Source organism: Nocardia vulneris (assembly GCF_001613425.1).
In the GTDB taxonomy this organism is placed as follows: domain Bacteria; phylum Actinomycetota; class Actinomycetes; order Mycobacteriales; family Mycobacteriaceae; genus Nocardia; species Nocardia vulneris.
The window spans coordinates 1-24,602 of sequence record NZ_BDCI01000048.1 but is presented as its reverse complement, the minus strand read 5'-3'; the positions used below and the strand labels follow the sequence as shown (position 1 = coordinate 24,602).

At 61.9% G+C, this 24,602-nt stretch carries 18 protein-coding genes and 1 pseudogene; 6 read left to right on the top strand and 13 right to left on the bottom strand.

What is annotated here, in order from left to right; all coding sequences use genetic code 11:
- Positions 1-56: 56 nt before the first annotated feature.
- Both NVU01S_RS38860 and NVU01S_RS38855 read right to left on the bottom strand, forming a co-directional pair.
- Entirely contained in the window at positions 57-1,229 is a 1,173-nt protein-coding gene (locus tag NVU01S_RS38860) for an AAA family ATPase (RefSeq protein WP_043679045.1), read from the bottom strand.
- Between the two features lie 67 nt (positions 1,230-1,296).
- Positions 1,297-1,650 carry a hypothetical protein gene (locus tag NVU01S_RS38855; protein WP_156161882.1) on the bottom strand — a complete coding sequence of 118 codons (354 nt, stop codon included), beginning with the start codon at positions 1,648-1,650 and terminating at the stop codon, positions 1,297-1,299.
- 1,431 nt (positions 1,651-3,081) lie between these two features.
- Here NVU01S_RS38855 and NVU01S_RS38850 point away from each other — a divergent pair.
- From NVU01S_RS38850 to NVU01S_RS38835, 4 genes are all read left to right on the top strand, one after another.
- Positions 3,082-3,837 carry an MspA family porin gene (locus NVU01S_RS38850; RefSeq protein ID WP_244467470.1) on the top strand — a complete coding sequence of 252 codons (756 nt, stop codon included), beginning with the start codon at positions 3,082-3,084 and terminating at the stop codon, positions 3,835-3,837.
- A 68-nt stretch (positions 3,838-3,905) separates the two neighbouring features.
- The gene (locus NVU01S_RS38845; RefSeq protein WP_052281203.1) at positions 3,906-4,160 is read left to right on the top strand and encodes a hypothetical protein; all 255 of its coding nucleotides are present in this window, start codon (positions 3,906-3,908) and stop codon (positions 4,158-4,160) included.
- 527 nt (positions 4,161-4,687) lie between these two features.
- Positions 4,688-6,148, top strand: a complete 1,461-nt coding sequence (locus tag NVU01S_RS38840) for a restriction endonuclease fold toxin (RefSeq protein ID WP_218023648.1) — start codon at positions 4,688-4,690, stop codon at positions 6,146-6,148.
- A 19-nt stretch (positions 6,149-6,167) separates the two neighbouring features.
- A complete protein-coding gene (locus NVU01S_RS38835) occupies positions 6,168-6,557 on the top strand; it encodes an immunity 7 family protein (protein WP_043679033.1) in 390 nt (129 codons plus the stop codon).
- Positions 6,558-7,364: 807 nt separating this feature from the next.
- Here the strand turns inward: NVU01S_RS38835 and NVU01S_RS43860 are convergent.
- The 6 genes and pseudogenes from NVU01S_RS43860 to NVU01S_RS43850 all read right to left on the bottom strand — a co-directional run bounded on the left by NVU01S_RS43860 (position 7,365) and on the right by NVU01S_RS43850 (position 14,342).
- Positions 7,365-8,239: pseudogene (locus NVU01S_RS43860) on the bottom strand (IS5 family transposase).
- Between the two features lie 136 nt (positions 8,240-8,375).
- Positions 8,376-9,284, bottom strand: coding sequence for an FRG domain-containing protein (locus NVU01S_RS42915; RefSeq protein WP_167829447.1), 909 nt, complete (start codon positions 9,282-9,284; stop codon positions 8,376-8,378).
- Positions 9,285-9,783: 499 nt separating this feature from the next.
- Positions 9,784-10,245, bottom strand: a complete 462-nt coding sequence (locus tag NVU01S_RS38815) for a GNAT family N-acetyltransferase (protein WP_041562578.1) — start codon at positions 10,243-10,245, stop codon at positions 9,784-9,786.
- 326 nt (positions 10,246-10,571) lie between these two features.
- Complete coding sequence (locus tag NVU01S_RS44420) at positions 10,572-11,324, bottom strand: AfsR/SARP family transcriptional regulator (protein WP_244467475.1); 753 nt, start codon at positions 11,322-11,324, stop codon at positions 10,572-10,574.
- Positions 11,325-12,424: 1,100 nt separating this feature from the next.
- The gene (locus tag NVU01S_RS43855; protein WP_156161880.1) at positions 12,425-12,943 is read right to left on the bottom strand and encodes a DUF8176 domain-containing protein; all 519 of its coding nucleotides are present in this window, start codon (positions 12,941-12,943) and stop codon (positions 12,425-12,427) included.
- Between the two features lie 217 nt (positions 12,944-13,160).
- Positions 13,161-14,342: a hypothetical protein gene (locus tag NVU01S_RS43850; RefSeq protein WP_156161879.1), complete on the bottom strand. Its 1,182-nt coding sequence runs from the start codon at positions 14,340-14,342 to the stop codon at positions 13,161-13,163.
- Between the two features lie 572 nt (positions 14,343-14,914).
- Here NVU01S_RS43850 and NVU01S_RS38795 point away from each other — a divergent pair.
- The gene (locus NVU01S_RS38795) at positions 14,915-16,315 is read left to right on the top strand and encodes a cytochrome P450 (RefSeq protein WP_244467469.1); all 1,401 of its coding nucleotides are present in this window, start codon (positions 14,915-14,917) and stop codon (positions 16,313-16,315) included.
- A 33-nt stretch (positions 16,316-16,348) separates the two neighbouring features.
- Positions 16,349-17,398: a GAF domain-containing protein gene (locus NVU01S_RS38790; RefSeq protein ID WP_169815271.1), complete on the top strand. Its 1,050-nt coding sequence runs from the start codon at positions 16,349-16,351 to the stop codon at positions 17,396-17,398.
- Between the two features lie 676 nt (positions 17,399-18,074).
- Here the strand turns inward: NVU01S_RS38790 and NVU01S_RS42905 are convergent.
- The 5 genes from NVU01S_RS42905 to NVU01S_RS38775 form a co-directional block, all read right to left on the bottom strand.
- Entirely contained in the window at positions 18,075-19,337 is a 1,263-nt protein-coding gene (locus NVU01S_RS42905; protein WP_244467468.1) for a glycosyltransferase family 87 protein, read from the bottom strand.
- Between the two features lie 522 nt (positions 19,338-19,859).
- A complete protein-coding gene (locus tag NVU01S_RS45560) occupies positions 19,860-20,090 on the bottom strand; it encodes a 4Fe-4S domain-containing protein (protein WP_082032362.1) in 231 nt (76 codons plus the stop codon).
- 4 nt (positions 20,091-20,094) lie between these two features.
- Entirely contained in the window at positions 20,095-21,306 is a 1,212-nt protein-coding gene (locus NVU01S_RS38785) for a cytochrome P450 (protein WP_043679015.1), read from the bottom strand.
- 871 nt (positions 21,307-22,177) lie between these two features.
- Complete coding sequence (locus tag NVU01S_RS38780; RefSeq protein ID WP_043679012.1) at positions 22,178-22,993, bottom strand: class I SAM-dependent methyltransferase; 816 nt, start codon at positions 22,991-22,993, stop codon at positions 22,178-22,180.
- 352 nt (positions 22,994-23,345) lie between these two features.
- Positions 23,346-24,602, bottom strand: a 1,257-nt coding sequence (locus tag NVU01S_RS38775; RefSeq protein WP_156522243.1) for a type I polyketide synthase, incomplete at its 5' end; no start/stop codon positions are given.

Below are 24,602 nucleotides of genomic sequence, written 5' to 3'. Positions count from 1 at the left end.
CGGGATCTGCGATTACATGGCTTCCCATTGCGAATTCCTTTCCATGCGAGGGGTTCTCAGATTCGGGTACCGAGCGTGAGAGGTTCGAGCGTGATGCCGAACACGGTCTTAACCACCTCGGCAACGATGGCGCGGTCGTCCTCGGGGGCGGTGCCGATCAAGTTGGCGGCGGCGGTGTTGGTATCGGTGGCGGCAGCGATCTTGCTGAACGCCAGCAATTCACGCAGCTGCGGTGCCCACCCGATTTCGCCCTGGTTCTTACGGGTGGTCAGGTTGCGCGCCACCCGGACAGCTTTCGGGTCGGCCCCAAGTTGCAGGGCGAGATCGTAGTCACTCCCGACCTGCACTTGGAACGCGAACCGGGACGCCAGGGCATCGGAGAGGATCGCGCCGTGCACGCCGGGGTTGTGGCCAGCCACCACAAAGAAACCCGTTGCGGCAGTAACGATCTCGCCACTGTTGGCTTTGATGACGATCTCTTTGCGACCGTCCATCGCCGGGTACACGCACGAGAGGATCGTGGGCGGGATCAGGGTCGCGTCGTCGATGAAGAGCACCCGGCCCTCACGCATCGCTCGGGGCAGCGGGCCGTGCACGAAAGTGAATGTGCCGTCAGGGTTCTGGGTGTATTCGCCCACGAAGTCAGCGACCGTGCAATCGGCGTCACCCTGCACGGTCAGCAGATCACCGTAGGCGGCCTCGATCAGCGACGCCTTGCCCGTGCCGGGCGGCCCATAGAGTAGCACCGGGACCTCGTTGTCACGCATGGTCCGCAGCACTTCCACATCGGCGCGGCCCGCCAACTTGCGCAAGTGGTAGAGCTGTCCGTTTGGCCGGGCCACTGCCGAGCCCGGCGTGGCAGCTAGGGCGGGGCTACCGGTGGCACGCGTTCGGTTCGCCGCAGGGGCGGGCGCGTTCGAACGTGCGGCGGCGGGGGCCGGGTTGGCGGCCAGGGTCGGGGTTGTTCCGGCAGCCGCACCGACGGTCTGCGTGGTGGCACGGTAGCGGCGGGGGGTCATGCTGGTCTGTTCGGCGTGTCCGGCGGCGGTCAACGTTGCGAGTGCGTTCCCGATCGCACCGGACGAGTGGCCGATGAGGTTCGAGATTTCACGCGGCGTGTAGGCGGTGCCGGGATTGTCGGCCAGTACGCCAGCCACCATCTGGCGCAACTGACCATTGCCCAGGCGCGTCCCTGACGAGGGCACCGGCGTGGCGCTGGACGATGTCATGTCGACTCCTTAGAACGATGAGGCTGTATCGATGTGTCCGGCCTGCGGGGTGCGGCCGGGGATTGCGTTAGTCGCATTCGTCGTGGGCCCAGATGTAGGGGCCGGTGGTCTGCCACTTGACGTCTCCGGTTCCGGAATCCCAGCTGACACGGCCGACGATCGTCTCGTCATTGACGGCCCAGGTGTCGGTCGTCCATTCGTGAAATTCCACGCGGACGAGTTCGACCTGGAAATTCCAGGCGGTACCGCTGCATTTGACGCTGTCGCACAGCTGTTCTTCGGCCCACTGCTGGGCAGCGCGGGGGCAATCGAATACGTCGGTATCGAGTTCGTCACGCGAGCTTGCTGGCGCGATACCGCTCAAGCAAGCGGCGTACACCAAACTATCCATTTCGAGATCTGCGGTGGCCAGAGATATCATCTCGACTCCTTCGACAACAAGACACGCGGTAATCATCGGGGCATGGTGGATCATTGCATACATCAGAATCGGACACGGCATCCGCATTAACTGCGTTCGGTTTTTGCCGTTGATTAACGATAACTCGCGCGACTGCGGGAATTCAAGTCATTTCAGAAATATATTTCGATTAATTTTCGCAAATCTCCACACCGAACGAAGGTGAATTGATCAATGCATTTCCGATTGCCCGCTCCAATTAAGTATCAAATTAAGTCGGATGTGCCGGCACATGGACTACGGGCACAGAGGGGCACCCGGATGCGGCCCGGCTTTAGGCCCTCCTGCCCATCCGCTCGTTAGCCACACCACGACCGCCCGGCCCGAATTGATCTTCTGGATGCCCTGCGGGCTTGTGTAGCCTGAACGGCCAGCGCAGCTGAAAATCGGTATCTACCTGCACAGATTCCGGACCGAGGTGGCGTGTTTAAGCGAAGGCCCGACCAGGCCGCGGATCGATGCACCCAACAACGCACCGAACGATCACCAGGCAGTGCGGCAACCCCGGCCGCGGCAACCGCACTGCAGACTCCCGGCTTCACACATGCCTGGTTATGTTGAAGTATCGGATTCTCACTTATCCATCAGCGTGCGTGCTGAATCTTTCATTCAGTACATTTCCGTGCGTATTCATGTGCCGGTTTCATTCTATCCCGCCCCGTCCGGCCGGTATGCTATATCTATATCAAACCCATTTATCCGATTCGAGCGCGACCAGAATGAGACGCACTCTCCTTACAGCCGGGACTGTTGAGTCGGGATTGCTCGCCTCGCCGGACCTCAGTCGATTCGAGATCGGCAGCAAGAGTATCTCCCCGGACGTATAGGCCAGGTGCACGTCCCGCATAGATGCTTTGGCTGCGCCTAAAGGATTCGGCACCCCGTCCGACTCGCTAGGACGGTTAGGAACTTCACCTTCCCGCTCGCTACATCCTAGGTCTTGAGCACCTAAGCTGCAGCCTCGATAAGCTCTTGGCTCTCGGGAGCAGATCTTCGCGAATCGCTACCGCCCGTACTACATCGTTCCTCAGACGCCTGCGGTTTTTCGAAATGCTTACGGTCCGCTCCTACGCAACAACCACACTCGCCGCACAGGTCAGGCATCGGTGCGAGTTCGTCAACGAGTTCGGGAGCGGCGGCAACAAGAGATCAGCCAGGCGCCAGCGTCTGGGCGTCGGCGAGGCGGCCCCGGTACCGGCACACCCCTCCCCGTGGCGCACAGATACGGTGCCGTAGGCGTGTGACGTCCGCCGGGCGGGATGACAAAACACAGCGGAGGTCACGGATCCGACATGAGCGACCTCACACATCGCGCCCGATGTTTGCCAAATCGTCGCCTGGCCTGCGCCCGATAGGTAACAAGCAGATCAAGTAGCGGTCACAGCGACCATCATGCAACATCCAAAGATTGCTAAATATTTGCTCATGGGATGTTCTGTATGGGAGATGTCCGTCGATCAGGTACTCGACGGGCTGGTTCAGCGAGGGGGTATCTCCATGTCATCGAGGTCGTCGAGGGTGTGTCGTGTCGGCGTCGCGGGTCTGTTGACGGCAGGCGTGGTCTGGGTCGCGAGTGGGTTCGCGGTTGCCGACCCCGTCGCCGACAAAACCCGTACGGTCGACAACGACACCGGCTGGCAGCTTTCGGTCACCAAGACCCGTGAAACTCTCGACCGTTACCCGAACCTGGCCGCGACCATGTTCACCCGTGAAGGGTTCGTCGCGGTCAAAGCCACAGCCGAGGTCACCGGCACCGGCCGTCAACCTGTCATCGCGGGCGCGATCGCGCTCGGTTATCAGATCGGCTGCCAAGTCGATGTCTCCAACGGACTCACTCTGGGCATGGGTTTCTCGGTCGGTCCCAACGCCAGCGTCACCATTTCCCAGTTCCCCGCCGTCACCCTCGGTGCCAGCGCCTCGGTGACACCCAACATCTCCACCACGGTCAAACCCGGCGGTATCACCACCATCGAATTGGGCACCAAACCCCTTGCCGGAGCGCGTGCCTCGATCGCCGTCGACCAGGTCCAGATCAAAGTCGACGCTTGCATGGGACCGGTCTCGCTGCGCTCCTTTGCCACTGCCCGTATCTCCACTCCCGAAGCCGACGACACCGTCTCCGTCTACGGCGACCCGATTTACCTCTGACTATCCGTTCGCCGCGAGATGTCCTGTTGCACAGGGTCTTCCCGCGAATACTGGTGAAGGAGCCGACCATGCACGCGAATCCGGGCCACACGGCACGCACGCAGGACTCGCCGGCTGGAGCGGTGCCGGCTCTGATCGCGCTCGTTCTGGGCCTGATCATGCTCATCGTCGCGTTCACGGCGCTCGATCGGGTGCCGGGCTGGGCCGACGATTACGGTGCGGTGCTGATTTATCTCGCGCTTTTTCTGTGGATGTCGATCGCCGGTCGGCTCACCTGGCGGGGTATCGACGGCCTCGTCCAGCGGTGGCGAGACCGGAAATGAGGCGCGTCGACCGCTGGCGGCTTCCGCTGGCCGGTGTGTTCGCTGCCGCGGGGATCGTCGCGGCGGCAACGGGTTTGGGTGCCGGCATCGCTCCTGCGCAGCCTGACATCCCGTGCGAGCAGTGGCAGCAGATGCATCCCGGCTGGCCGTGTGTCCCCGTGCCGAAGCCCCCGCCGGGGCCACCACCGGGCCAACCCACCACGCCGCCTCTGCTCACCACACCAGCGTTGCCTGGACAGCCCCCGAACAACAGCAGCGGTGTCGGCGGTAAGGCCGGTGCGCTCACCCCGCCGCCAGTGGGACCCGGCAACGGCACGCCTATCGTCCCCGTCCCGGGCGCCGAGCGACCGTCACTGCCAGGCAACGAATCACCGGCGCTACCACCACCCCGAGCGACCACGAACGCTGAGCCGGCCCCGAGTCAGCCTGCGCTCGAAACACCGCCCACAGCAATAGATCCGCCGCCAACTCAGGTCGCGCAAACACCGCCTCCGGAACCCACTGGGCTGCCGCGGCCACCTGCTGTGGTGACCACACCCGGTGAGGAGCACCCGGACGGCGGAGACCGACGCCTCGTGCCGCTGCTGGTCCTCACGGCCGCTGCCGGCTTCACCGCAGCCTATCCGCGAGGCCGTGCACGTCTCGACGCCTCGTCCAACCCGGTCAATGGCCTGATCAAACCGGTCGGCAAATCCTCCTCGGCTGGCTTCGACGAGGGCGGCGGCGGCGGCGCATCGACGACATCGAACACACAACAAGGCGTGCTGGGGGTCCTCTACCCCGAACTCTCGCCCGACTATCCGTCACACGCTGAATCCGCGCCGGCAGTACCGGCGAAACCCCCACTGGCCGAGGGCGAAACCGAACTCGACCCGACGGTCACCACCCTGCTGCTGGGTCAAGGCGCCTCAGCCACCCAGCAGTCGACGACCGAGGGCAACACGACCACAACCACCACCACCGCCTACATCCCCGGTGCCGACCCGATGACCTCGACGCGCACCGCCCAGAGCTTCGATACACCCGACGGTGGCCGCCAGGTCTACGGCTACGACTCACGAGGAGCTCTCGACACCATCACCACCACCGGCGCGGACGGAGTCGTCCGCACCTACAGACCAGCCCGCGACGGTGACGGCAACATCATCCCGAACAGTTTCACCTACACCGACAGCAACGGCGTCACCTACGGGCTGGCCACAACCTTCGACAGCAACGGCGACCTGGTCACCGCGTTCGAAGAAGCCACACTCACCATGTCCAGCTACGGCCAGAACAACGGACAGACCGAACTCACCAACACCGACACCCTCGACGAAGGCCGCGCTCTGGCCACCACCGAAGAAGCCCAAGCCCTCGTCCTCGCCCCACTACTCGCCGAAGGCGGACTCGCGCGGGCCGGCACCTGGCTGGGAAAACTCCTGATCGGAGAAGGCCGCTCCGGCGGAGGCAAAGGCGAGAAGGGCAGCGAAGGACGAAGCGAACGAAGTGGCGGAAACAGCGACCGCGGCACCGAAAACCGCAGCGGAGGCAGCGACAAGGGCGAAACCCGTCCCCGAGAAGGCGGCCCCAACCGCGATGACACCCCGAACCGTCCCTCAGGCGAGCAACCCAACGCCCCTGACGATCTGCCGAAGGGCCAGCAGTACTCGGGAGATCTCCAGAAGGTCAACAAACCTGACGCCGACGCGGACAAACTGGCCGAACGCATCGGTGGCCAGTCGCGAATGAAGTTCGGCAACGACCCCAGCGGACGAGAATTCGACGTCGTCAGCGACGAATTCATCGGACAAGCAAAACCAGGCGGACAGCAACTCGGTTCAGCATTCAGAAATCAGGGCAAGGAGTCCTTTGAAGCAGCTCGAGCGACCGGCCGTAAGGTGTACTACCATTTCGACGGTGAACCAGGGCCAGGCGTGATCGACAAGCTGTACGAATACTCAGCACGGTATGGCGTCGACGTTGTCATCGACACCACACCGTTCTGACCCGCGACCAGGAGGACGAGTGTTCGAGTACCACGGATGGCTCACCGTGCAATACGACGTCGAGTACGACGACCATGCCCAGATCGAATCGACATACCAGGCCGTGGAGGCCCGACTCGACGCCCTCGATACCGGTAGCGGTCTCGTCGATCTCCGGCGCGTCAATGGAAAAATTCAACTTCATTTCGCTGGATACACGAACCATCCACACTGGAACGTACTGGACGGCTTCAAAGAAATCGGTAGCTTAGCGCCGGGGTCTTTCGGTACCCTGTGGGTAAGAAATGATGAAGACCCGAAACTCTACAACGAGTTTCAAATATTCGTCATGCGCCGCGGGCAAACATCAACGCAGAAAGACACCCTTCTATCCCCCTGCGTTCCACTGATCGAGAACCAAGACGAATAACGATGGTGCCTATCGCGACAGGCCGACCATCGGCCGGGCGATCGTCGAGCAGCTTCTTCGAAATCGAGAGCGACCCGGACCGATGACGTTGATCGCGCAAGGCATCGCGTACCCGCATTGGGGTGGATAGCGAAGGCTCGTTAGCCCCCTGCCGATCCGGCTGCGCGCGACCCGCCCCGCCAGATGCCCTGCGGAGCGTTGCTCCTGGACCGCTGTGGGGAACGGGCGCCGGGCACTGCTTTCGAATCCTCATCGTGCTCCGAGGACAGTCTAGAGCGAACCTTGCCGAGCTCGGCCGCCCTCGATAAAAGTCGATGAAACTCGATAGGAAAGTGACAAGCATTTTCGTCGTCGTAGGTCCATGGTTATTGTATGTATCCAGGCCGGAAAGCCATCGATAGGCTAGTTTGCTCAAGATTTACGTCAAACCTAATATGCACCAGCGATATTTGGATAGACGTACAGGCGGCCGCCTGTGGCTGACTCATCCGTGAGCGGTGGTCGGAACGCTGGGATACCGGAAACGCGACGAAACCGACGACGGCGCGCAGGCACTGCTGCCGACCACTCACGGACGGTGCCTGCCGCGCGTCGGAACCGGCAACCCGCGCCCCGGGAGTCGCCAACACGCGCCCTGGAAGATCCGGCGTCGCATCGGGATTTGGCGATCCTGCTGCTGGCGTTAACTGTCGGAGTGGGGTTGACCGTGTGGTTGGTCGGCCCGGTCGGTGTCTCGGTTACTGGGGCGATTGCGATACTCGCCGCGGTCGGCACCTTCGCCAAGGCCGTCGTGACGTTGATGCGCGGCTAGGTCATGTCTCCCAATAGCCTCAGCCATTCGACGGTCAGCGCCATGACGATTCCGGCGCGGTAGGTCAGTGCGAGTTTGTCGTCGCGGGTAGCGACACCGCGCCAGTGCTTGGCCTTGTTGAAGGCGCGTTCGACGACGTTGCGGCCCTTGTAGGCGGCCCGGTCGAACCCGGGTGGTCGCCCACTATTGCGGCCTCGCCGTTTGCGGTGCGCGACCTGGTCGGCGCGCTCGGGAATGACACAACCGATACCCTTGCCGCGCAACGTCGCTCGGTTACTCTCCGAGGAATACGCCTTGTCGGCGAGCACGCGGTCGGGACAACGGCGCGGCGAGCCACCCGCCAGCCGCGGCACCGCGATTGCGTCGAGCACGGCAGGCATCATCGGTGACTCACCGGCCTGCCCACCGGTCAGCAGCACCGCCAGACCGCGGCCGTTGCCATCGGTGGCCAGATGCGCTTTCGTGGTCAGCCCACCGCGGGATCGGCCGACCGCGTGATCAGCTGGCTCATAACTCACCATCCGGGCCGGTGCCCCCATTGCCACGGGAGATGTTCGCGCCGTGCTGATGCACACCGGATGATCGAAGAGTCGACCGACACAACCCAATCCAGATTCCCGGTCGCATCGGCAAGCGCGCTCAACGCGACCAGCACTCGATCCCAGGTCCAGTCACCGGCATACCTTCGATGCCGCTTCCACACCGTCTGCCACGGACCGAACACCTCCGGCAGATCCCGCCACGGCACGCCGGTCCGCAACCGGAACAGCATCCCCTCCACCACCAGGCGACTATTGGCAAAGTTGCAGCCCACGTGGCCACCCGAGGTCGGCAGTAGCAGCTCCAGCAACTCCCACTGCTTATCCGTCAGAACGCGATACCGATCACCGACAACCCTCGCCACGGCGAAGACGATGCCCGAACGATCGAGCTACCGGACGCGATCGACGAAAACGATTGGGAGACATGACCTAGCCCGCCTCGCGTTCATCACTGTCCGCAACTAGTCAACTGTCTAATAGCCCGTGGTCGATCACTTTACGGGCCTCTTCGGCCATGCCGAAAGGATCCGGGTACATGGTGGCGGGGTTGATGCCGTAATGATTCTCCAGCTTCTCTCTGATTTCTGATTTCGCCACCGCTTTGATTCGCAGTGTGAAGCTCGGCTCGGTCTTTGCCTGTATTGCGCGGTCTCGTCCAGCGAGACGAGTAGGCACGGACGTGGCATGGCGTACCTCGTCCACCTTCCAGAACTCGCCTGCCGTGCCTGGCCCCTTCCGATACTGAGAGTTACCACCGCCGTACACTTTTGGCACTCCCGCTAGCAGAAAGCCGGACTGTTGGGCCGGGATTCGCTCGTTGTACGCAGGTGGACGCCAAAATAGAGGGAGTTCGCGACACCAAGGTGTGTTCCTGCCGTCATTTTGCCAAGGGATGTCGTAGGCGCTCCACTCGGCCGTCAGGGACACCGCACGATTCGAAACGTCGAACGCGAACATGCGTCCGTCCTTGCCGTCGATGTCGTCGAACTGTTGCTCGACGGCAAACCACAATGCGACAAGAGGGCTCAGTGACACATCCAGTAAGCGTGTGGGCGCCCGGAAATGCTGGAGTTGCGCCAAAAGCTGCAGGTACGGCATGTGGTCGAAACGCCAGCGCTGGCGTACATACGAGGCGACGCGCTTCTCCAACTTCAGCAGGTCTTCTTCCGTAGGAGCCCCGTGTGTCTCGTCAACCAGGCCAGGAAGGCGTCGATATAGTCCACTGTGCAGGTTCCAGGAGGCGTCTCCTTGCCCTCGCCAGGCCATTGCCCGCTTGCCTACTCGATTGATGATCTGCTCGACGGCCTTGAGTGCTTCAGCCCATGATGTAACCGGTTCGCCTTCCCACGGCCCGAAAAACTGATCGGCACCCACGTACTTACTTCCTTGGCGCCGAAGTCGGTCCAACCTGAAGTTCGACCAGCTTGTCCCACTCGTGGATGTGTCCACAATTGGCATCATTTGATTCAATGAAAGGTTGCCGGTCCACGACACCTCCCGGCTTGCGTGCTGAAAGCGCTCTGGTCGGAGCATACTTACTATGGGGCATCGCGACGCAAGATTTCAAGACTTCGGTTCCCGATTGACTGACTCCGACCCGGCGATGGAACTCGACGGTGGGTCGACTTCCATCGTCAGAAGTGTTCGACGAACTTGGAGTCTTCGGTGTCGCTGCGGCGGTTGTCTTGCGACTCATGTACGCGGTCCGCGATTCTGTTTTGGGGACCGGCTCTGTGCGGTCGCTGGCAACTGGCAAGCCTCGTTTGACATTGGTTTGTCGTGGGCACGGCCTCTTGAGCGATCCGAACGTCCACTACTTCTGCTGCTTCCGGAGCGTTTCCGAACCGCCACCGCCCGCACGCCGAATGCAGGATCAGCTGATGGCCAGGCGATAAACCTGTCGTGAACCGCCCTCCGGCCCCACTGGGGCTTCCTCGCCGGGGAGGAAGCCGTGTCTCTCGTAGAAGACTCGTGCTCCGCTGGCGACCGCGCCTGGGTGATCGGCACCGAAGGTGATCACTTCGATGCAGCCCGGCAACCGGACAAACCTCCGCGTGGCCTCGGCCAGCAATGTCGTCCCGATGTTGTTTCCGCGTTCTCGCTCCGAAACAACCAGCCAGTGCACCTGATAGCGCGGAGCATTGCCCCCGAACAGCAATCCGCCCACGATGCCGGACCCTGAATGGGCGACCAAGGCCGCGGAGCGGTGGATGTGTCTGCTCACGGCCTCATGGAAGCCGGCATCGTTCACCATGGGACCGAACCAGTGCTCGACCTGAGAAGCCAACCTCAGGAACGCCGAAAGATCCTGCTCCTGCGCAAGTCTGACGATCATTCGACCAGTTTGGCAGCAGCCGCTGTGGTCGAACATCCGCTACTGCCGCATACCGCGCTGACGGAACCGGCCAGAGTGATGCAACGGAAGACCAATTAGCTGTAACCGATCCGTTGATGCGCTTGCCGTACCAGCGGACTAACGCAGAGCGTCTCGTCAGGATCGCTTACACCGACGGATGGTCGGCGGCACCGACGACGGACTCTAACCGCTGTTCGCCGAGACGACCGAGTGTCGAGACACGCCGGATCTGGAACCTCAGCGAACCGCGACGACAACAACATCAGCGAGACGCCTTAATCCCGAAAGCGTAGGGGCAAGGCTCCCTACGGAGCTTGCCTGAGAAGTCGCTCGACGAGTTCGCGGGTCTGCGCGGTCGGCGCCAGCCCCAGCTCGGCCATCCGTTGCGCCAGTAGCTTCATGGTTCGTTCGATGGCGTCGTATTCACCTAGGCGGGCTTGGAGACGCACGATGTCGCGGTAGATCAGCTCGTTGCCTGGGTCGGCAGCGATGGCACGCTCGAGCAGGTCCAGCGTCCGACGGGGATCGTCATCAACGAGGCTGCGCGCCAAAACACCTAGCGCGTTGAGGTGATCGCGGCGCACCGACTCGCGCATCGGCTCGATCCACTGTGCGCAGAGGTCTTGCGCTAGAGGGCCTCCCGCGCATTCGACGATGCGACGGCAAGCCTGCAACCGTGCTTGCTCAGTACCCGCGCCGCGGCGCGCGTCGACGGCGGACGCAAACGCCCAGTAGTCCACCACGATGAGGGCCGGATCGAGCTGATACCGAGTCCTGCCGTCGGTGACGATGCCGGTCGACACTGTGCATTGGGTTGCTGCGGCCAGGGCGGCACGTAGGCGGGCTAGAGCAGTATTGATCGCGTTGGCCGGCCGGACCGGGCAGCGCGCACCCCACAACGCCTCCACGAGGCTCTGCCGACTCACACCACCCGGGTGGGCCGCCAGCAACGCAATCAACTCGCGGCTTCGAGGTTGCAGCCTGCTGGTGATGTCGATGCCGTCACTGGCATCCGACCCTGCATGCCAGGTGATACGAAGGGGCCCTAGAACATTCATGCTCAAGGGCCTCATTGGTGTGTTGTATCCGCCCGAAGCTGGTGGTGCCACTGACCTCGTTGGAGCCGGCAGGGTTGCCTGATCGGCAGACGGGCCAGGAGACGTTGTGAGGATCTCCAGCTCGGCGTCACCGGTCTCCTGCCTATGGCCTGTCATGAGCTGGGTCCGAGCGCGGCTCGAACGAGGATGTGACGGTAGACCTCGATTCGCGAGGTGTCCGGGAACTCGATACACCACGGGTGCAGCATCGCTTCCTGCGCGGGAAGCACGCCAGCGTGACCGCGATCTGCCTCGGCCACATTGCTCGCCTACAACAGCGGCAACTGTTAGCTGGCCTGCCGCGAGCTGGACTCGCAGCCCAGCTGCGATCTCGCGCGCCGTCGACGCGAGCGAGCCGCGGTGACTTCGAACTTTCTCACTGAACAGCAGCGCGCTCGCACCGCGAGGATCGTGAGGTAGCCGACCCATGATTGGCACGCCGAGCCCAGCGGCGGACTCGCCGGCCAGGTCCGAGCCCACCAGCAACACCGCCCGAGCACCGGCCGTCCATCCTGCAATCTCACGTAGCTGCCTGCCTACTAGACCTCGATCGGCGATCTCGACGTCCGCAAGGACGATCAACACATCGGCGCCAGCCATGATCGGCCTCGCTGGCGAGTCCGGGTGAGCGAGGCCGCAGTCGACGATCACCACTAGCTCGCCGTCTCCGGACCTCGGAGGCTGATCTGGCTGCGCGACCGCTCCGGTTAGAAACGCGTGGGCATGGTCGGCTCGCGTGGGTGCGGTAATCACTGGTACGCCGACGGGGAGTAGGCGAGCGTGCTCGACCAACTGCGCCACGCCGCACCGACCGGCTCCGGCTGCCGCTGCCACGCCCATAAGCCCGCGGCCGGGCCCGTCGCTGACGTAGTGGGCCAGGCGCCCTCCACGGGGATCGGCCTCGACCAATACTGCTTGCTCGGGTCGGGGCCACGTCGCTGTCAAAGCAACAGCGGCAGTCGTCACCCCTGTCCGCGGCCTGATGCCGGTGATTGCGATCAACATGATCGGCCCCTTTCATCCAGTCGTCAGTGCTCGTCCTGTCGAGTAGCTCCGTGTGGTCAGGTCACCGCTGCGATGGAGGTGATTACGACGCGTCCATTGACCTCGGCAGTCGAAATCCGTTGCTTCCATGTTGTTTCCGGTTCGCGTGGTCGCGTCTCGGTCAGTTCGACGAGGTACTGGCCGCCGACCAGAGCATGAATCCGCACGCAATAGGTGGTGCCCGCCGGAACAGAATCAATACCGACCTGGATCTGCTCCGCCCCGGGCACCGCCGCGTCCGAGGCCACCACATCACGAGCTTGCCGGCCGTCACGCGCGATGTAGTAGGCGTGCTCGAACGCCACGATCGCCTGATGACCGTGTTCAGCGCGATCTCCACCAGCACCAAGAACCAGGCCAGGCTGACACCGCCCGGACGCGTTACCACTGACGACTGTCGACTCCTCGGCAGCCGGTGATGGGCGCGGGATCGTTTCGTGCACTTGCGAATTCGCATCTGGCGTCATCGATGTCACGTCGCCGCCGGTGACGGTGAAGTAGGTTCCCGCCGAGAGCACCGCGGCAACCGTGAGCAACGCGGCGCCCCGCCGGAGTCGGCGGAACCCGACTCGGTCACGTCGGCAGGCATTCAGGGGAGGAATCCACTCCAGTCCGACGGCAACATCGCGACGACTGGCCGCTAGATCGGCGAGCCAACGCGCGAAACCATAGACCGGGACGCCGGGTACGTTGACTGCAGCCGTGTCATGAGAACGATCCTCAATGCTGTTAGGACACATGATATTCCGTCCGTCAGCCCAGTTGAGGCGGTAGGTGAGAACCCCACTGCTCCCACTCCGACCAGAGCTGCGAAACAGTCGGCTCCCATGCCGAAATCACGCTGGGCGAAATGCCCGATGCTCGTGCCGGGTTCTGCCATTGCGACAATGTCGCAACCACTATCTCGGCCAACTCGCCGACACCAGGCCCTGGCAGTTCGCCGTCACCTGAACCAACCGCTGCACTCGCCTCGGCCACTGCTGCGCCTGCGGCCTCGTTGGCTCCCGCGGCGATCTCGGTGAGCCCGGCCTCGTACGCACCTTGCACGCTCGCTGCAACCTGAGCTTCGAACTGATCAAGGCTCACCGCGGCCTGGCCGGACAGATAGCCGTTCCATGCCCGCTCGGCCTCTGCCACTTCACCGGGTAGCCACTCCGGGCGTGCAACACGGGCGGCACCGATGTGCAGTGTGTCGTCCACCGCCTCCTCGCTTCGGCCGGAATCGGAGCCCTGGTACCAGTCCGGCACCGTGTACATGCGCGGTCCGACTTGGCGCGGAATTTGCGGCTGTGTCCGCGGAGTCGCAACAGTCGGACCAGTTTCGATCTCCTGAGGTTGGGGAGGTCTGGCAGGCGTTGCCGTCACGCCCGCTTGTCCGGGACTTGGAGCGGCAATCACTCCAGCCTGACCGCCAGGATCTGCAAACCCGGCGACCGAATAGACCACAACGGCCATCACAACCATGACCAGTGCCGAGGCACGCCGCAACGAACGTGCACCTACAGACCGGCCGAACCGCCGACGCCGTGCCGCCGACCCGCCGGTGCCGTCGAGCATCGGAACGACGCCGCCGAGACCATTCACTCGTAGACACGTCCACAGGGCACCGGCTTTCAACGCCGACACGTGCACTGGCTCGACAGCCAACCCTGACGCCGCGATCTGCTCGCAAATCACGTCCACCCGACCGATAACCGCCCCTGCGACGCGGGTCGGTGAGACTGCAACGACCACGACCGTGTCCGCACCGACAGGAACCGTCGCTGGGACGGCTACGTCGAGCCGAGTGATCCATTCCCACGCCATCACCTGGTACTCGTGTATCCAGACCAGCCAGATTCCCACTGTCGTGTGTTCACTGTCGGCCGCGCGAGCGACCGTCAGTAGTGCCGACTCGATCAATTCCGCCGAACGCTTCACGCTTGTTTCAGACATGGTTGTCCTCCAATCGATCTCGTCCGATCGCCAGCACCCCACGAACGGCCTTCGTCGCTGGCTTCGGCCGGGCTTTCGGGAGACGGCAGTACCGTCCACACCGGATGTGCTGTAGCTCGAGAGGGCTTCCTCGCACGGCAGCTGTGCTGCCAAATCACGCAGACTGGCCCTCGATCCGATCGCTCAGAACTCGCAAGACGCTGGCGCCGGCCGCTGCGGTGGCCCCCGATTGGATCCTGCTGTTGCCAAACTCGTGAAACACGCTGCGCCGCACCGTTGTTGAACAACATTGCGATCAGCGCAGGCACTCGTGGGTGCAACGGGAGCTTGGGGATGATGCGCTTTTGGTGACATGGCGGTCCTCGTGGCAGTCGGTTCCGATCTCGCGGCACGAGACAACACGCTCGTGCGGGATCTGTGGAATTAGCGACGCCACTGGGGAAAGACCACCCAGCGCACGACCAGTTAACCACGCCGGATTTGTAACGTCAATCACATATAGCAGTAAGCTCTTGATCATGATGGGTGGGACGTGGGTGGGATCTTTACTCCGAAAGTGAGAGCTTGAAAGCATGACCGAAAGCAGCGCTATGCCCGCGGGCCGGTTGCCGCACCCCCGTGGACGCTTGCCGATCCTCGGGGATTTGGCCAGTGTGGACCGCCGACGCACAACACAGAACGAGCTTGTGCTCGCCCAGCGCGGACTCGGGCCGATCTTCGAGCGCAAGGTGCTGCGCAGCCGGGTCATCATCGTTTCCGGTGCACGTCTCGCGGCCGAGTGCTGCGATGAAACATCGTGGGCCCGGTGCCTCGCTGGACCTGTCAAAATGCTTCGCGATGTCGTGCCCGAGGGTTTGTTCACCGCTCGGACGTCGAATCCTCTGTGGGGGCAGGCCCGCCGCATTCTCACTCCTGGCTTCAGCCAGGCAGCGATGCGGGTCTATCACGACGCAATGACCAGCGTCGCAGACGATTTGATCGCGCACTGGTCGACCGCGGCGGACGGCAAAGTCGACGTACACGAGGCGATGACGGCGGCGACGTTGGAGGTGATCGGTCGAGCCGGGTTCTCCCGCCGGCTCGGGTTGCTCGGTCCCGGCGACGTCGACGGTTCAGAATCCCGTCAGTTTGCCCAAGCCTTCGCAGAGATTCTGAGCTGGTTCAGCGGGCAGGCCAACGACCTACCGCTCGTCGGCACGGTTCGAACCCTGGCACGTGCCCGCCGTATCCGGGCTCAGATCGCTGCCATTCGCGGATACGTTGACGCCGTGGTCGCCGACCGCAAAAAGCACGACGACGATGAGGTGCACGATCTGCTCGGCTTGATGCTGACTACGTCCGACCCCGAGACAGGTGAACTCCTCCCGGCTTCCAATGTGAGCGAGCAGGTGCTCACCTTCTTGGTAGCTGGTCATGAGACAACGGCTGCTCTGCTGGAAACCGCCCTGCACTACCTCGCGGCTGCCCCCGACTTGCAAGAGGATCTGCGGGCGGAAATCGCAACCCACGGAAAAGAGTTCGGGTACGAGGCGATCATCAGGATGCGGCGTATTCGTGCGGTGTTGAACGAAGTGCTGCGCCTGTGGCCGCCGGTGTCGGGGTTCTTCCGCGTCGCCCGCTCCGACCAAGTCCTCGGCGGCTACAAGATCCCGGCTGGACGATCGGTATTCGTGCTGGCCCTGGCAGCCCAACGCGATCCCGAGGTGTGGGGGCCGCGAGCAGAGGAGTTCGATCCCGAGCGGTTCGACCCTCACCAGTCCCGTGAGTTTCCCGACCGGTTCTTCCATCCGTTCGGCTCGGGGCCGCGGTCGTGTATTGGCCGGGCTTTCGCGCTGCACGAGGCAACACTGCTGCTGGCCCGGGTACTCGACGCCTACGACCTGAGCGGTGTTGGCCCACTTCGTATGTACGAACGTGGCACCCTGCGGCCCGAGCCCTACACCCTCACAGCCCGACCCCTACACCAGCCCTGAAATCGAAACGGACAGAAGCGGAGAGAATCTGCGGTGAGTTGGTTTGTGGTGGAATGCCTTGGGCCCCTGCCGGAACCGATGACCATCGTGTGCAAAGACGGAGACGCACGCGCCTGGACGTCGTTGCGGATGCTGCGTCGTCACGAATTCGTCGACATCGAGGACTTGCTGGAGTCTGTGCGGCGCACCGGAGAACCGATCCAGCGAGTCGTTCGCGCCGGTGATGGAAGCATGCGCCTGATCGACATCGTGCCGGTGATCGGTCCTGCTGGCGACGCACACGGCATGCATCTGTGGATCGGCCCCGACACCGACGATCCGCCTCCGCACTGCCCTGCCTCGGGGATGTCATGGAATCTCGACGACCTCCAGGTCCAGGTGACCGAACAATGGTGGCGCAACTGGCGCGGACCAGACTGCGCCGGCCCAGCTCCCTCCATGACACTGTCACCACCCGAATTCTTCCGCAACGTCGTCAGATTCGACCGCATCGAGGAACTCCTCGTGCAGGCCAGCGACCCGGACGCAACGACGACCCATCGCTCCTCCACGGTCGTGCTTCACGATCTGGGGCACCTGATGACCTGGTACAACGTCGCACGCGGACGAAAAGACGAGCAGCACAACGGAATGCGCGGACTCGCCATCGACGTGACCGACACCAACCCGCCAGTGATCAGCCCTGTCGAGGTACGCGACCTCAGCGCAGGCGCCGGGTCGTTCAGCGCCCGAAAAGAAGGCTGGTGGACCGAGCCACCCCCGGACGACGAGACCACCGCCGCGGCCCTGCTCGCCTACTCTCCGCGGCTCCGGATGCCGGTCATCGCCGAATGGATCAGCCGCGTGCCCACCTGGATCGACTGGGAACGCGAAGGCGATCCCGTCACCTTCCACCCCGACGACCACAACGCACTACAACGCACCTTCGAAAGCCTCGCCGGCAACAGCGAGACAGCGACTCCGGCACGAATACGCGCCTTCACCGAGACCGGATGGCAACCCGTCACCGTCACCTCCCGCCGCTACCCCGGCGACGTCGGCGACCATCTCCACATCGTCCGAATCGTCCGAGCCAGCAATTGATCTCGCTAGCAGCGCCCTGGCTGCTCTCCGAGTTTGTCGGCGGATCCGGTGATGATGCGAGGTATAGAGGCACGCGCCCACATCTCGGGCGGGCCACGGATCCCGCACCGACGTTGATGACGACCGCGACCCGACCTACCCGCGGTGGCCGGATCACCCCCGCGCGCGAGGAGCACAACACCCCGTCCGCCTTCGCGGACCGTCGTCGCAGGATCATTCCTGCCGACGCGGGGAGCGCAAACCGATCGCTTCGAACTCGCCGGGCGGATCATCTCCGATTTCGCGAAGAAGCGGTTCGAAGAACCCCACCGGTCCGGCGCTGGTGGGCTCATCCCCGCGAGCGGGAGCAGCGGCTGCCTTCAATCACTCACGGCTCGCTCTCAGGATCATCCACGTCAGCAGGTAGCACGCGAGAACGTCGTCGGGCTACGCCCCAGCCTAGGGCTATCTCGGCGTGCACGGAGTGAAGTCTAACGCACGCTCACCTCACATCTGCTGCTGAGAAACCAGCACCTAAACCCTGTGTTGACCGTCGCGTCCCGGTCCTCAGGATCCCGCGCGGATCGGGCGGAGCAACCGACGCAGACGTTCCTGGAAAGTCGTCTTCGTCGGCACTGTCGCGCACATATGCGACGTCATCATAGAATTCGAGCGGCATCAAAAAGCGGACGCGAACTTATCTTCGAGAAGATTTCAACGGTGAAAGATCTGGGGCAACGTTGAACGAATCTATCCCCTGCCGAAGTCGACCTTCGCGCCGTGCTGTCAAATAGCGATCAGACAATACGCAGAATACAACTATCAAAAGTAGCGACCAGCCAAAAGGAACTCGCAGATACTCAAGGTCCCGACCAAGCGATGGGCTACGATACAAGAGCCATTTATCGTAGGATACGAATCCAAATATCGCCAACCAAGCGGGCCAATTTCGGATGAGCGATTGACTCATAACGACAGTCATTATCAATGGATAAATATAAATGGAGTAATACTGTTGCCCCAGTGACGCAAGTATAAACTCGGCCGTCATGATAACGCCAGCTGCCGTGCACACGAAAAATACGTCGTCGTTGACATAATATCGAAACAGGAGCCAAAGCGTCGCGGCGGTCACAATGGCAAGTAATAAGCGGGCAGCCATTGCCACCGGAGATGAGACACCATAGTAAAGAGCTATGCCAGAAATAGAAGAGTTAAAGTAGTCTCGAATTTCGAGGCTATACGGAAGATTTCGCTGAAAGTAGGAAACAGGATCTGCCGATAACGGCCAGGCTACAGCTGTGATCAAGATCGGAACGCTAATAGCGGAGAAGATCGTGGACCACTGTCGACGGGCGGCAGCTATCAGCAACAGGGGCGCCAACGTGGGCTTGGTCACAATTGTTAGCCCAAGCACGACACCGGCCCATAGATCTCGCCTCGATATCAGAAAATTAATATACAAAGCTTCAGCCAGAAATATAAAGCCATTGATATTTCCGAAAGTGAGCGTATTTACTACCGGTTCCGAAATGAAAATCGCAAAATAGCAAATCGGCGCAGCAACGGTTCGAAGGCCAAAGCCAAACACCCGAAGAAGAAAATAGGTCGCGAATACTATCGCTATGGCGTTCGCCAAAATAAAGAGCTGGCGCGCCTCAATCTCACCAAAGAGGCCAAGCGGAGACAATATCATTGTACCACCTGGAGAGTACAGATAGTGTGGATCAACTGTCTCGAGGTTCTCGTCATACACGGGACCGTGGTGCAAGAACGCAACGGCCGCCTTGTATACGGGAGTGAAATCATTAGTTACGTCACCGGCTAGCGCCTTGTTGAACACGACCGTAAGGCCGGTCACGACAGCGAGCGGCCACATGACCAGTTTGAGGACCCGTTCGGGAGAAAGGTCTGTTGAGCCAAACAGTCGATGATTGATGGCGATAGCGCGAGCAAGCACAAGCGCACAGTACACGTTGTCGCCGTTCGAGCACATCCAACCCGCCGTTGAGTGGACTATCCACGGAGACGAGATTCGGTCTCCGGCGAACCGCTACTCTGCCTGCTGGTAGCTAGACACAGGAGGCAGTGCACGACGTCTAGGAAGCCTAGCGTCGTCGCGCCGTCGGACCCTGTCGATGAACGCAGGTTCGACTCAGTGGAAGGTATGGAGCGGCCATGCAGGGCTGATCACCGCGACAACGCCGATGATCGTTTTCCATGCCGAGTATGGTTACATGCCGACGAGCTGCGTGTCTGTGCCGACGTGTCGCTCAGGCGGCCGAAATGCCTGGTGGACCCTAACCGTGTGGCGGTGCAACGCACCGCCGGTGACAGCGTCAGGGCAGAGCGGCTCGCCGATGCATAGCCTTTACGAAGCCACCCCTATCTGAACGACGGCTCCCGAGCTCTGCGCCTTCGCGGTCGATTGCGAAGGGCCCGTAGCACTGGAACGTTCGTACGCCAGGCGATTCGACGAGTGTCACTGTTCCGGGGCAAGAATCGCACCGGTGTCTGCTGTGCTCACCAGAATTGCTCCCATGACACAAGATTCGGCAGCACCCAAGACGATGTCATCGGGCGTGACTAGTTCCGAGCGTGGGCTGGAGCGGTCATCCACCATCGCGAAATGCTGCGCCGCTATGGCTACGCATGCTCCTGAACCCAAACATCTCTTCCGGTCTACCTCTATCCGCCATCGCTGCTCGACCATAGCCTTACCACTTTACCGGCAGTGCCTGCGGACCGCGCATCATTAGTCCCGTCTTCCAAGGGATTTCTGTCACCGGCACCGCGAGCTCCAACCGGGGGAACCGGCGCAGCAAGGCCTCCAACGCGACCTGTAGCTCCAGCCGGGCCAGCTGCGCTCCGATGCAGTGGTGCGCACCGTGGCCGAAGGCCATGTGCGGGTTGTCCTTACGGGTGAGGTCCAAATTTTCTGGCATAGTGAATACCGCCTCGTCCCGGTTACCGGACTGGGTGTAGACCAGCACCGCTTCGCCCGCCCGCACGGTAATACCGCCCAGCTCGACGTCCTCTGTGGCGACCCTGGGGAACGAGGCGCCAGAGAAGAGCTGGACGTAACGCAACAGTTCTTCTACAGCTTCAGGCACCAGCTCGGGTCGCCGGCACAGTAATTCCCACTGCCCAGACTCGGTGAGCAGCACATAGGTGAAATTGGCGATCTGGTTCGCCGTGGTCTCGTGCCCCGCGATGAGTAGACCGATACCCATGTTCACCAGCTCGGCCTCGCTGAGTCGATCTTCGTTGTCCCGCGCGGCAACCAACGCGCCGAGCAGATCATCTGTTGGTTGCTCCCGGCGCCGCGCCACCTGTTCGGCGAGGTACGTCTCAAGAGCCATCCGGCCGGCGAGGATATCGGCGGGCGCGTACGCGGAGGTGGAAAGCACGGTTTCAGAGAAATCCCGAAAACGGTGTTGATCTCGCGCAGGGACGCCTAGCATCTCACAAATCATGGTGACAGGCAGTGGTAGAGCGAGATCCTGCACGAGATCTGCAGACGGCCCGTTTCGCTCCATATCAGCCAACCGCTGGTCCACTATCTGTTGCGCCCGCGGACGTAACTCCTCTACACGGCGACCTGTGAACGCCTTCGCGGCGAGCCGCCGCAATCGGGTGTGTTCCGGCGGGTCCATGGTTACCATGCCCAGCAGCCCATCCGCACGGAACGGAGGTGCCGAGCTACGGGGAATATCTTCTCGATCGATCGTCGCGGCCCGACTGAAGCGAGGATCGGACAACACTAGCTTAATGTCGGCATAGCGAGTGGCCAGCCAACCCTCAGCACCGTAGGGTAGTTGGACCCGGACGATCGGCTCCTCTCGGCGCAATCTCACATACAGAGGGTCGATGTCAAGGCGGACCGGTTCATTGAAGGGGTAACGACGTACCTTGGTGTGCGCGGTCATGTGATCTCCCCTTCAACGAGCGAATCAGCTTCCAAGCAGCTGCCTACGACGTTCGATCTTGCTGACGAATTCTGATCTTAGGCACGCGGCACCGCGATGGTCAACGACGGATTGCCTTACGGCGGTGGGAAATTCGGTCCGCTGTCGCCGACACCTCTTCGTCGCAGCACAGACCACGTCAACCTGTGTTGAGCACTCGATCGAGCAGCGAATCGCACGCAGTTGCACGTCCGACCAGCCCATGTGCACTCGTCACTTAGCTTCCGCCGGACCGCCGCTCCTTCGCCGTGCCTGCCAGGTCGCAGCGCCGCTTGTCCTAATTCACCTCGCCACAGCGTTTGATGACTCGGAAACAAACTAGCAACCGGACTGGCAAGCCATCGACCGGCTCCCCTGTGAACAGCCCAGCCATTCCTGCCGAAGTAGAACTGTTCGCAGGATCGAGCCTAAGCCCTACTGTGGCGTCTACAGATCGGCCCCGGGCATTTTCCTGGCGAGATTTCGTTGCCCTGGGATTACGCATCGCCACCCTACGAACAAGACTGCGAAACGTTGGTCTCCGTAAAGAAGACCAACCCATCGCCACCCCATAAGTCTCCAGTCTTCCAGTAATCGAGTCCAGCATAAAGGCAGAAGTAATCGTCAGGGAGTGCCCGCGCGGCACAACACCGGCAGGTTTTCGCCTAGTAGCGGTGGGACTGAGCTTCGGCAGTTGGGGGCACCGCACGCCCCGAAAGCCTGCATCCCAGGCTTCCTTCTCATTGAAAATGGCTGATACCGTCGAATACGAAACCAGAAAGTGACATTACCGCGGTAGTGTAGCCCGAAGTCGTACACCTCTCCGATCGACGCGATCCGTCACTCCGCACCATTAGGAGAGGCGGATTTCGACATTCGAGCGCCCGCGAGAAAAGACGGCACACATGAACGGCTGACGGTCCGGTATGAATTCAACTTTAATTGCAGAGTCTGCGTATTCAGCGAGGGCAGAGAGCGCCTGTGGCCGATATGCACGCAGCATACTTATGATTAGGTCATGCAAAAACGGAAGGATTGTGCGCGGACCCTTGCGAAATGCGCTCGGCAATGCGATGAGAACGCCCGCTACAGGGATCAGGGGGAGGGCTGGAGTTGGCAGCCTAAGGAGGTCGATCACTAGGAACTTCGTGGCGATTCTAGTAGATTCAGCGATTGCACGCCAGGCTATCGCGGGAGGTAGGTGATGGAAGGACATGGCAAATATAACTAGGTCATAGCTGTTGTCGGGGGCGTCGATGGCGGTAGCATCGGCGACCTGCACAATGGCGCGCCGGTTAGCGCCAAGCGGGCTTGAAGCTATGTTGGAGACCGAGATCGGGTCCAGGTCAGTAACGGTCACGGTGGCGGTGGGATGTAGTTCAAGGATTTTCGAGGACAGTTTTCCGTGACCAGCGCCCAACTCAAGGATCCGCGGACTCTCAATATCGGAGATCAATGAGAGCGCCGTACGTGCATTGCTCTCGTTCCAGCCCCGGTCACCGTAGCGGTCAAGTTCACTAATGACTATTTGTTTTATTTCGTCCGGCACGTCATATCGGTCGAGGTACTCGGGCACGTCGGTTTGCATTCGACGGTCCAGCCATGAAGCATGCGGACCGCCTCGAGGCATTGTTTCTATGTTGAAAGCTGGTGATCGTTGCTCGGTCATTAGTCCTCCATGGAGTCAAATCCCCATAATTGTCGATGGCTTTACCGTACTGAGTTCAAGTAGAGACATACAGTCATGCATACCGCCAAATCGCGCGATTCGTTTGCCGATGTGAGAATTTTTTTCGATAGCAAGATTCTATTGTCTTCCAGTTCACTCCAGTCCGAAAGCTCATGCCTGACGGATTACTGGGCACGCGAACTCTACTACAACCACGATGAATCTCCGCCAAGCGCCCCTTAATGGGATGGTTTGCTGCGCGGCTGACTAAATACCTACATTCAGGCCAGCCACACAAAATTCACCCCGAGTCCAGAAACAACTCAACCTCCATACTTTGTGCTGTTATGTGTTACCGCGCCAACGACATGAGCGCCTCGATGATCCCGGCTTCCTGCAACTGTGCAAGTGAGGTTCTGGCGAACAGCTGCCGGATCCGGTCCTCGTCAACTTCCCTTGGATCTGCGGGGATTGACTCTGCATGGATTGAAGCGGTCGCCAGTTCCCGAACCAAGTGACGTACGAGTTCCAACAGATTCAGGTGATCGAAGACCAGGGTTGCCGGTAGCCGCAGCCCGGTGACGGTGTTGAGCCGGTTGCGTGTCTCGACCGCGGTCAGGGAATCGAACCCGAGGTCTTGGAAGTTGCGGGCGGGGTCGATGACCGCGCCGCTGTCGTGGCCCAGGACCTCGGCGATCTGGCCACGGACGGTATCCAGGATCAGCGCATGCTGCTCGGCCGGTGCCAGTCCCGCGAGCCGGGATTGCAGACTCACCGCTGCCGCGGTGGCCCGGCGCACCCCGGGCAGCAGTCCCAGCAGCATCGGGGCCAGCACACCGGAGCGGGCCTGAGCAGCCATGGCCGTGGTGTCCATGCGGGCAGCGACCACCCCCGCACGGGGTTGCGCCACGGCCGCGTCGAACAGCATCAACCCCTGCTCGTCCGACATCGCCACCACACCACCGCGACCCATCCGCTTGGTATCGGTATCACCGAGATGGCCGGTCATAGCGGTACCCGAGGCCCACAATCCCCACGCGATCGACACCGCGGCCTGCCCGCGACCGCGGCGGTACTCGGCCAGCCCATCCAGGAACGCGTTGGCCGCCGCATAGTTACCCTGCCCGGCCCCGCCCAGCACACCCGACGCCGAGGAATACAACACGAACAACGCCGGATCCAGCTCCCGGGTCAGCTCGTGCAGATGCCAGGCCGCATCGGCCTTGGCCGCCAGCACGGTATCGATCCGCTCGGGAGTCAACGCGGTGACCACACCGTCGTCGAGCACACCCGCGGTATGCACCACACCGGTCAACGGCGCATCCTGGGGCACCGCAGCCAGCACCTGCGCCACGGCCCCGCGATCGGAGACATCACAAGCCAGCACCCGCACCCGGGCACCGTGCTCGGTCAACTCCCCGACCAGCCCCTCGGCCCCCGGCGCCGCGAGTCCACGACGACTCACCAGCAACAACGAACGCACCCCGTACGCGGTGACCAGATGCCGGGCCAGCATCGCACCCAGCCCACCGGTCCCACCGGTGACCACAACAGTGCCCCGCGACACCAGCGACACCACACCCGAATCCACACCACCACCCTCGGCACC

What these genes read in the sequence shown, in the direction of transcription:
- NVU01S_RS38860 (WP_043679045.1), bottom strand. Translation starts at nt 1,229, where the DNA reads ATGACATCGTCCAGCGCCACGCCGGTGCCCTCGTCAGGGACGCGCCTG.
- NVU01S_RS38855 (WP_156161882.1), bottom strand. Translation starts at nt 1,650, where the DNA reads ATGATATCTCTGGCCACCGCAGATCTCGAAATGGATAGTTTGGTGTAC.
- NVU01S_RS38850 (WP_244467470.1), top strand. Translation starts at nt 3,082, where the DNA reads ATGCAACATCCAAAGATTGCTAAATATTTGCTCATGGGATGTTCTGTA.
- NVU01S_RS38845 (WP_052281203.1), top strand. Translation starts at nt 3,906, where the DNA reads ATGCACGCGAATCCGGGCCACACGGCACGCACGCAGGACTCGCCGGCT.
- NVU01S_RS38815 (WP_041562578.1), bottom strand. Translation starts at nt 10,245, where the DNA reads ATGATCGTCAGACTTGCGCAGGAGCAGGATCTTTCGGCGTTCCTGAGG.
- NVU01S_RS44420 (WP_244467475.1), bottom strand. Translation starts at nt 11,324, where the DNA reads ATGAATGTTCTAGGGCCCCTTCGTATCACCTGGCATGCAGGGTCGGAT.
- NVU01S_RS43850 (WP_156161879.1), bottom strand. Translation starts at nt 14,342, where the DNA reads ATGTCTGAAACAAGCGTGAAGCGTTCGGCGGAATTGATCGAGTCGGCA.
- NVU01S_RS38795 (WP_244467469.1), top strand. Translation starts at nt 14,915, where the DNA reads ATGACCGAAAGCAGCGCTATGCCCGCGGGCCGGTTGCCGCACCCCCGT.
- NVU01S_RS45560 (WP_082032362.1), bottom strand. Translation starts at nt 20,090, where the DNA reads ATGGTCGAGCAGCGATGGCGGATAGAGGTAGACCGGAAGAGATGTTTG.
- NVU01S_RS38785 (WP_043679015.1), bottom strand. Translation starts at nt 21,306, where the DNA reads ATGACCGCGCACACCAAGGTACGTCGTTACCCCTTCAATGAACCGGTC.
- NVU01S_RS38780 (WP_043679012.1), bottom strand. Translation starts at nt 22,993, where the DNA reads ATGACCGAGCAACGATCACCAGCTTTCAACATAGAAACAATGCCTCGA.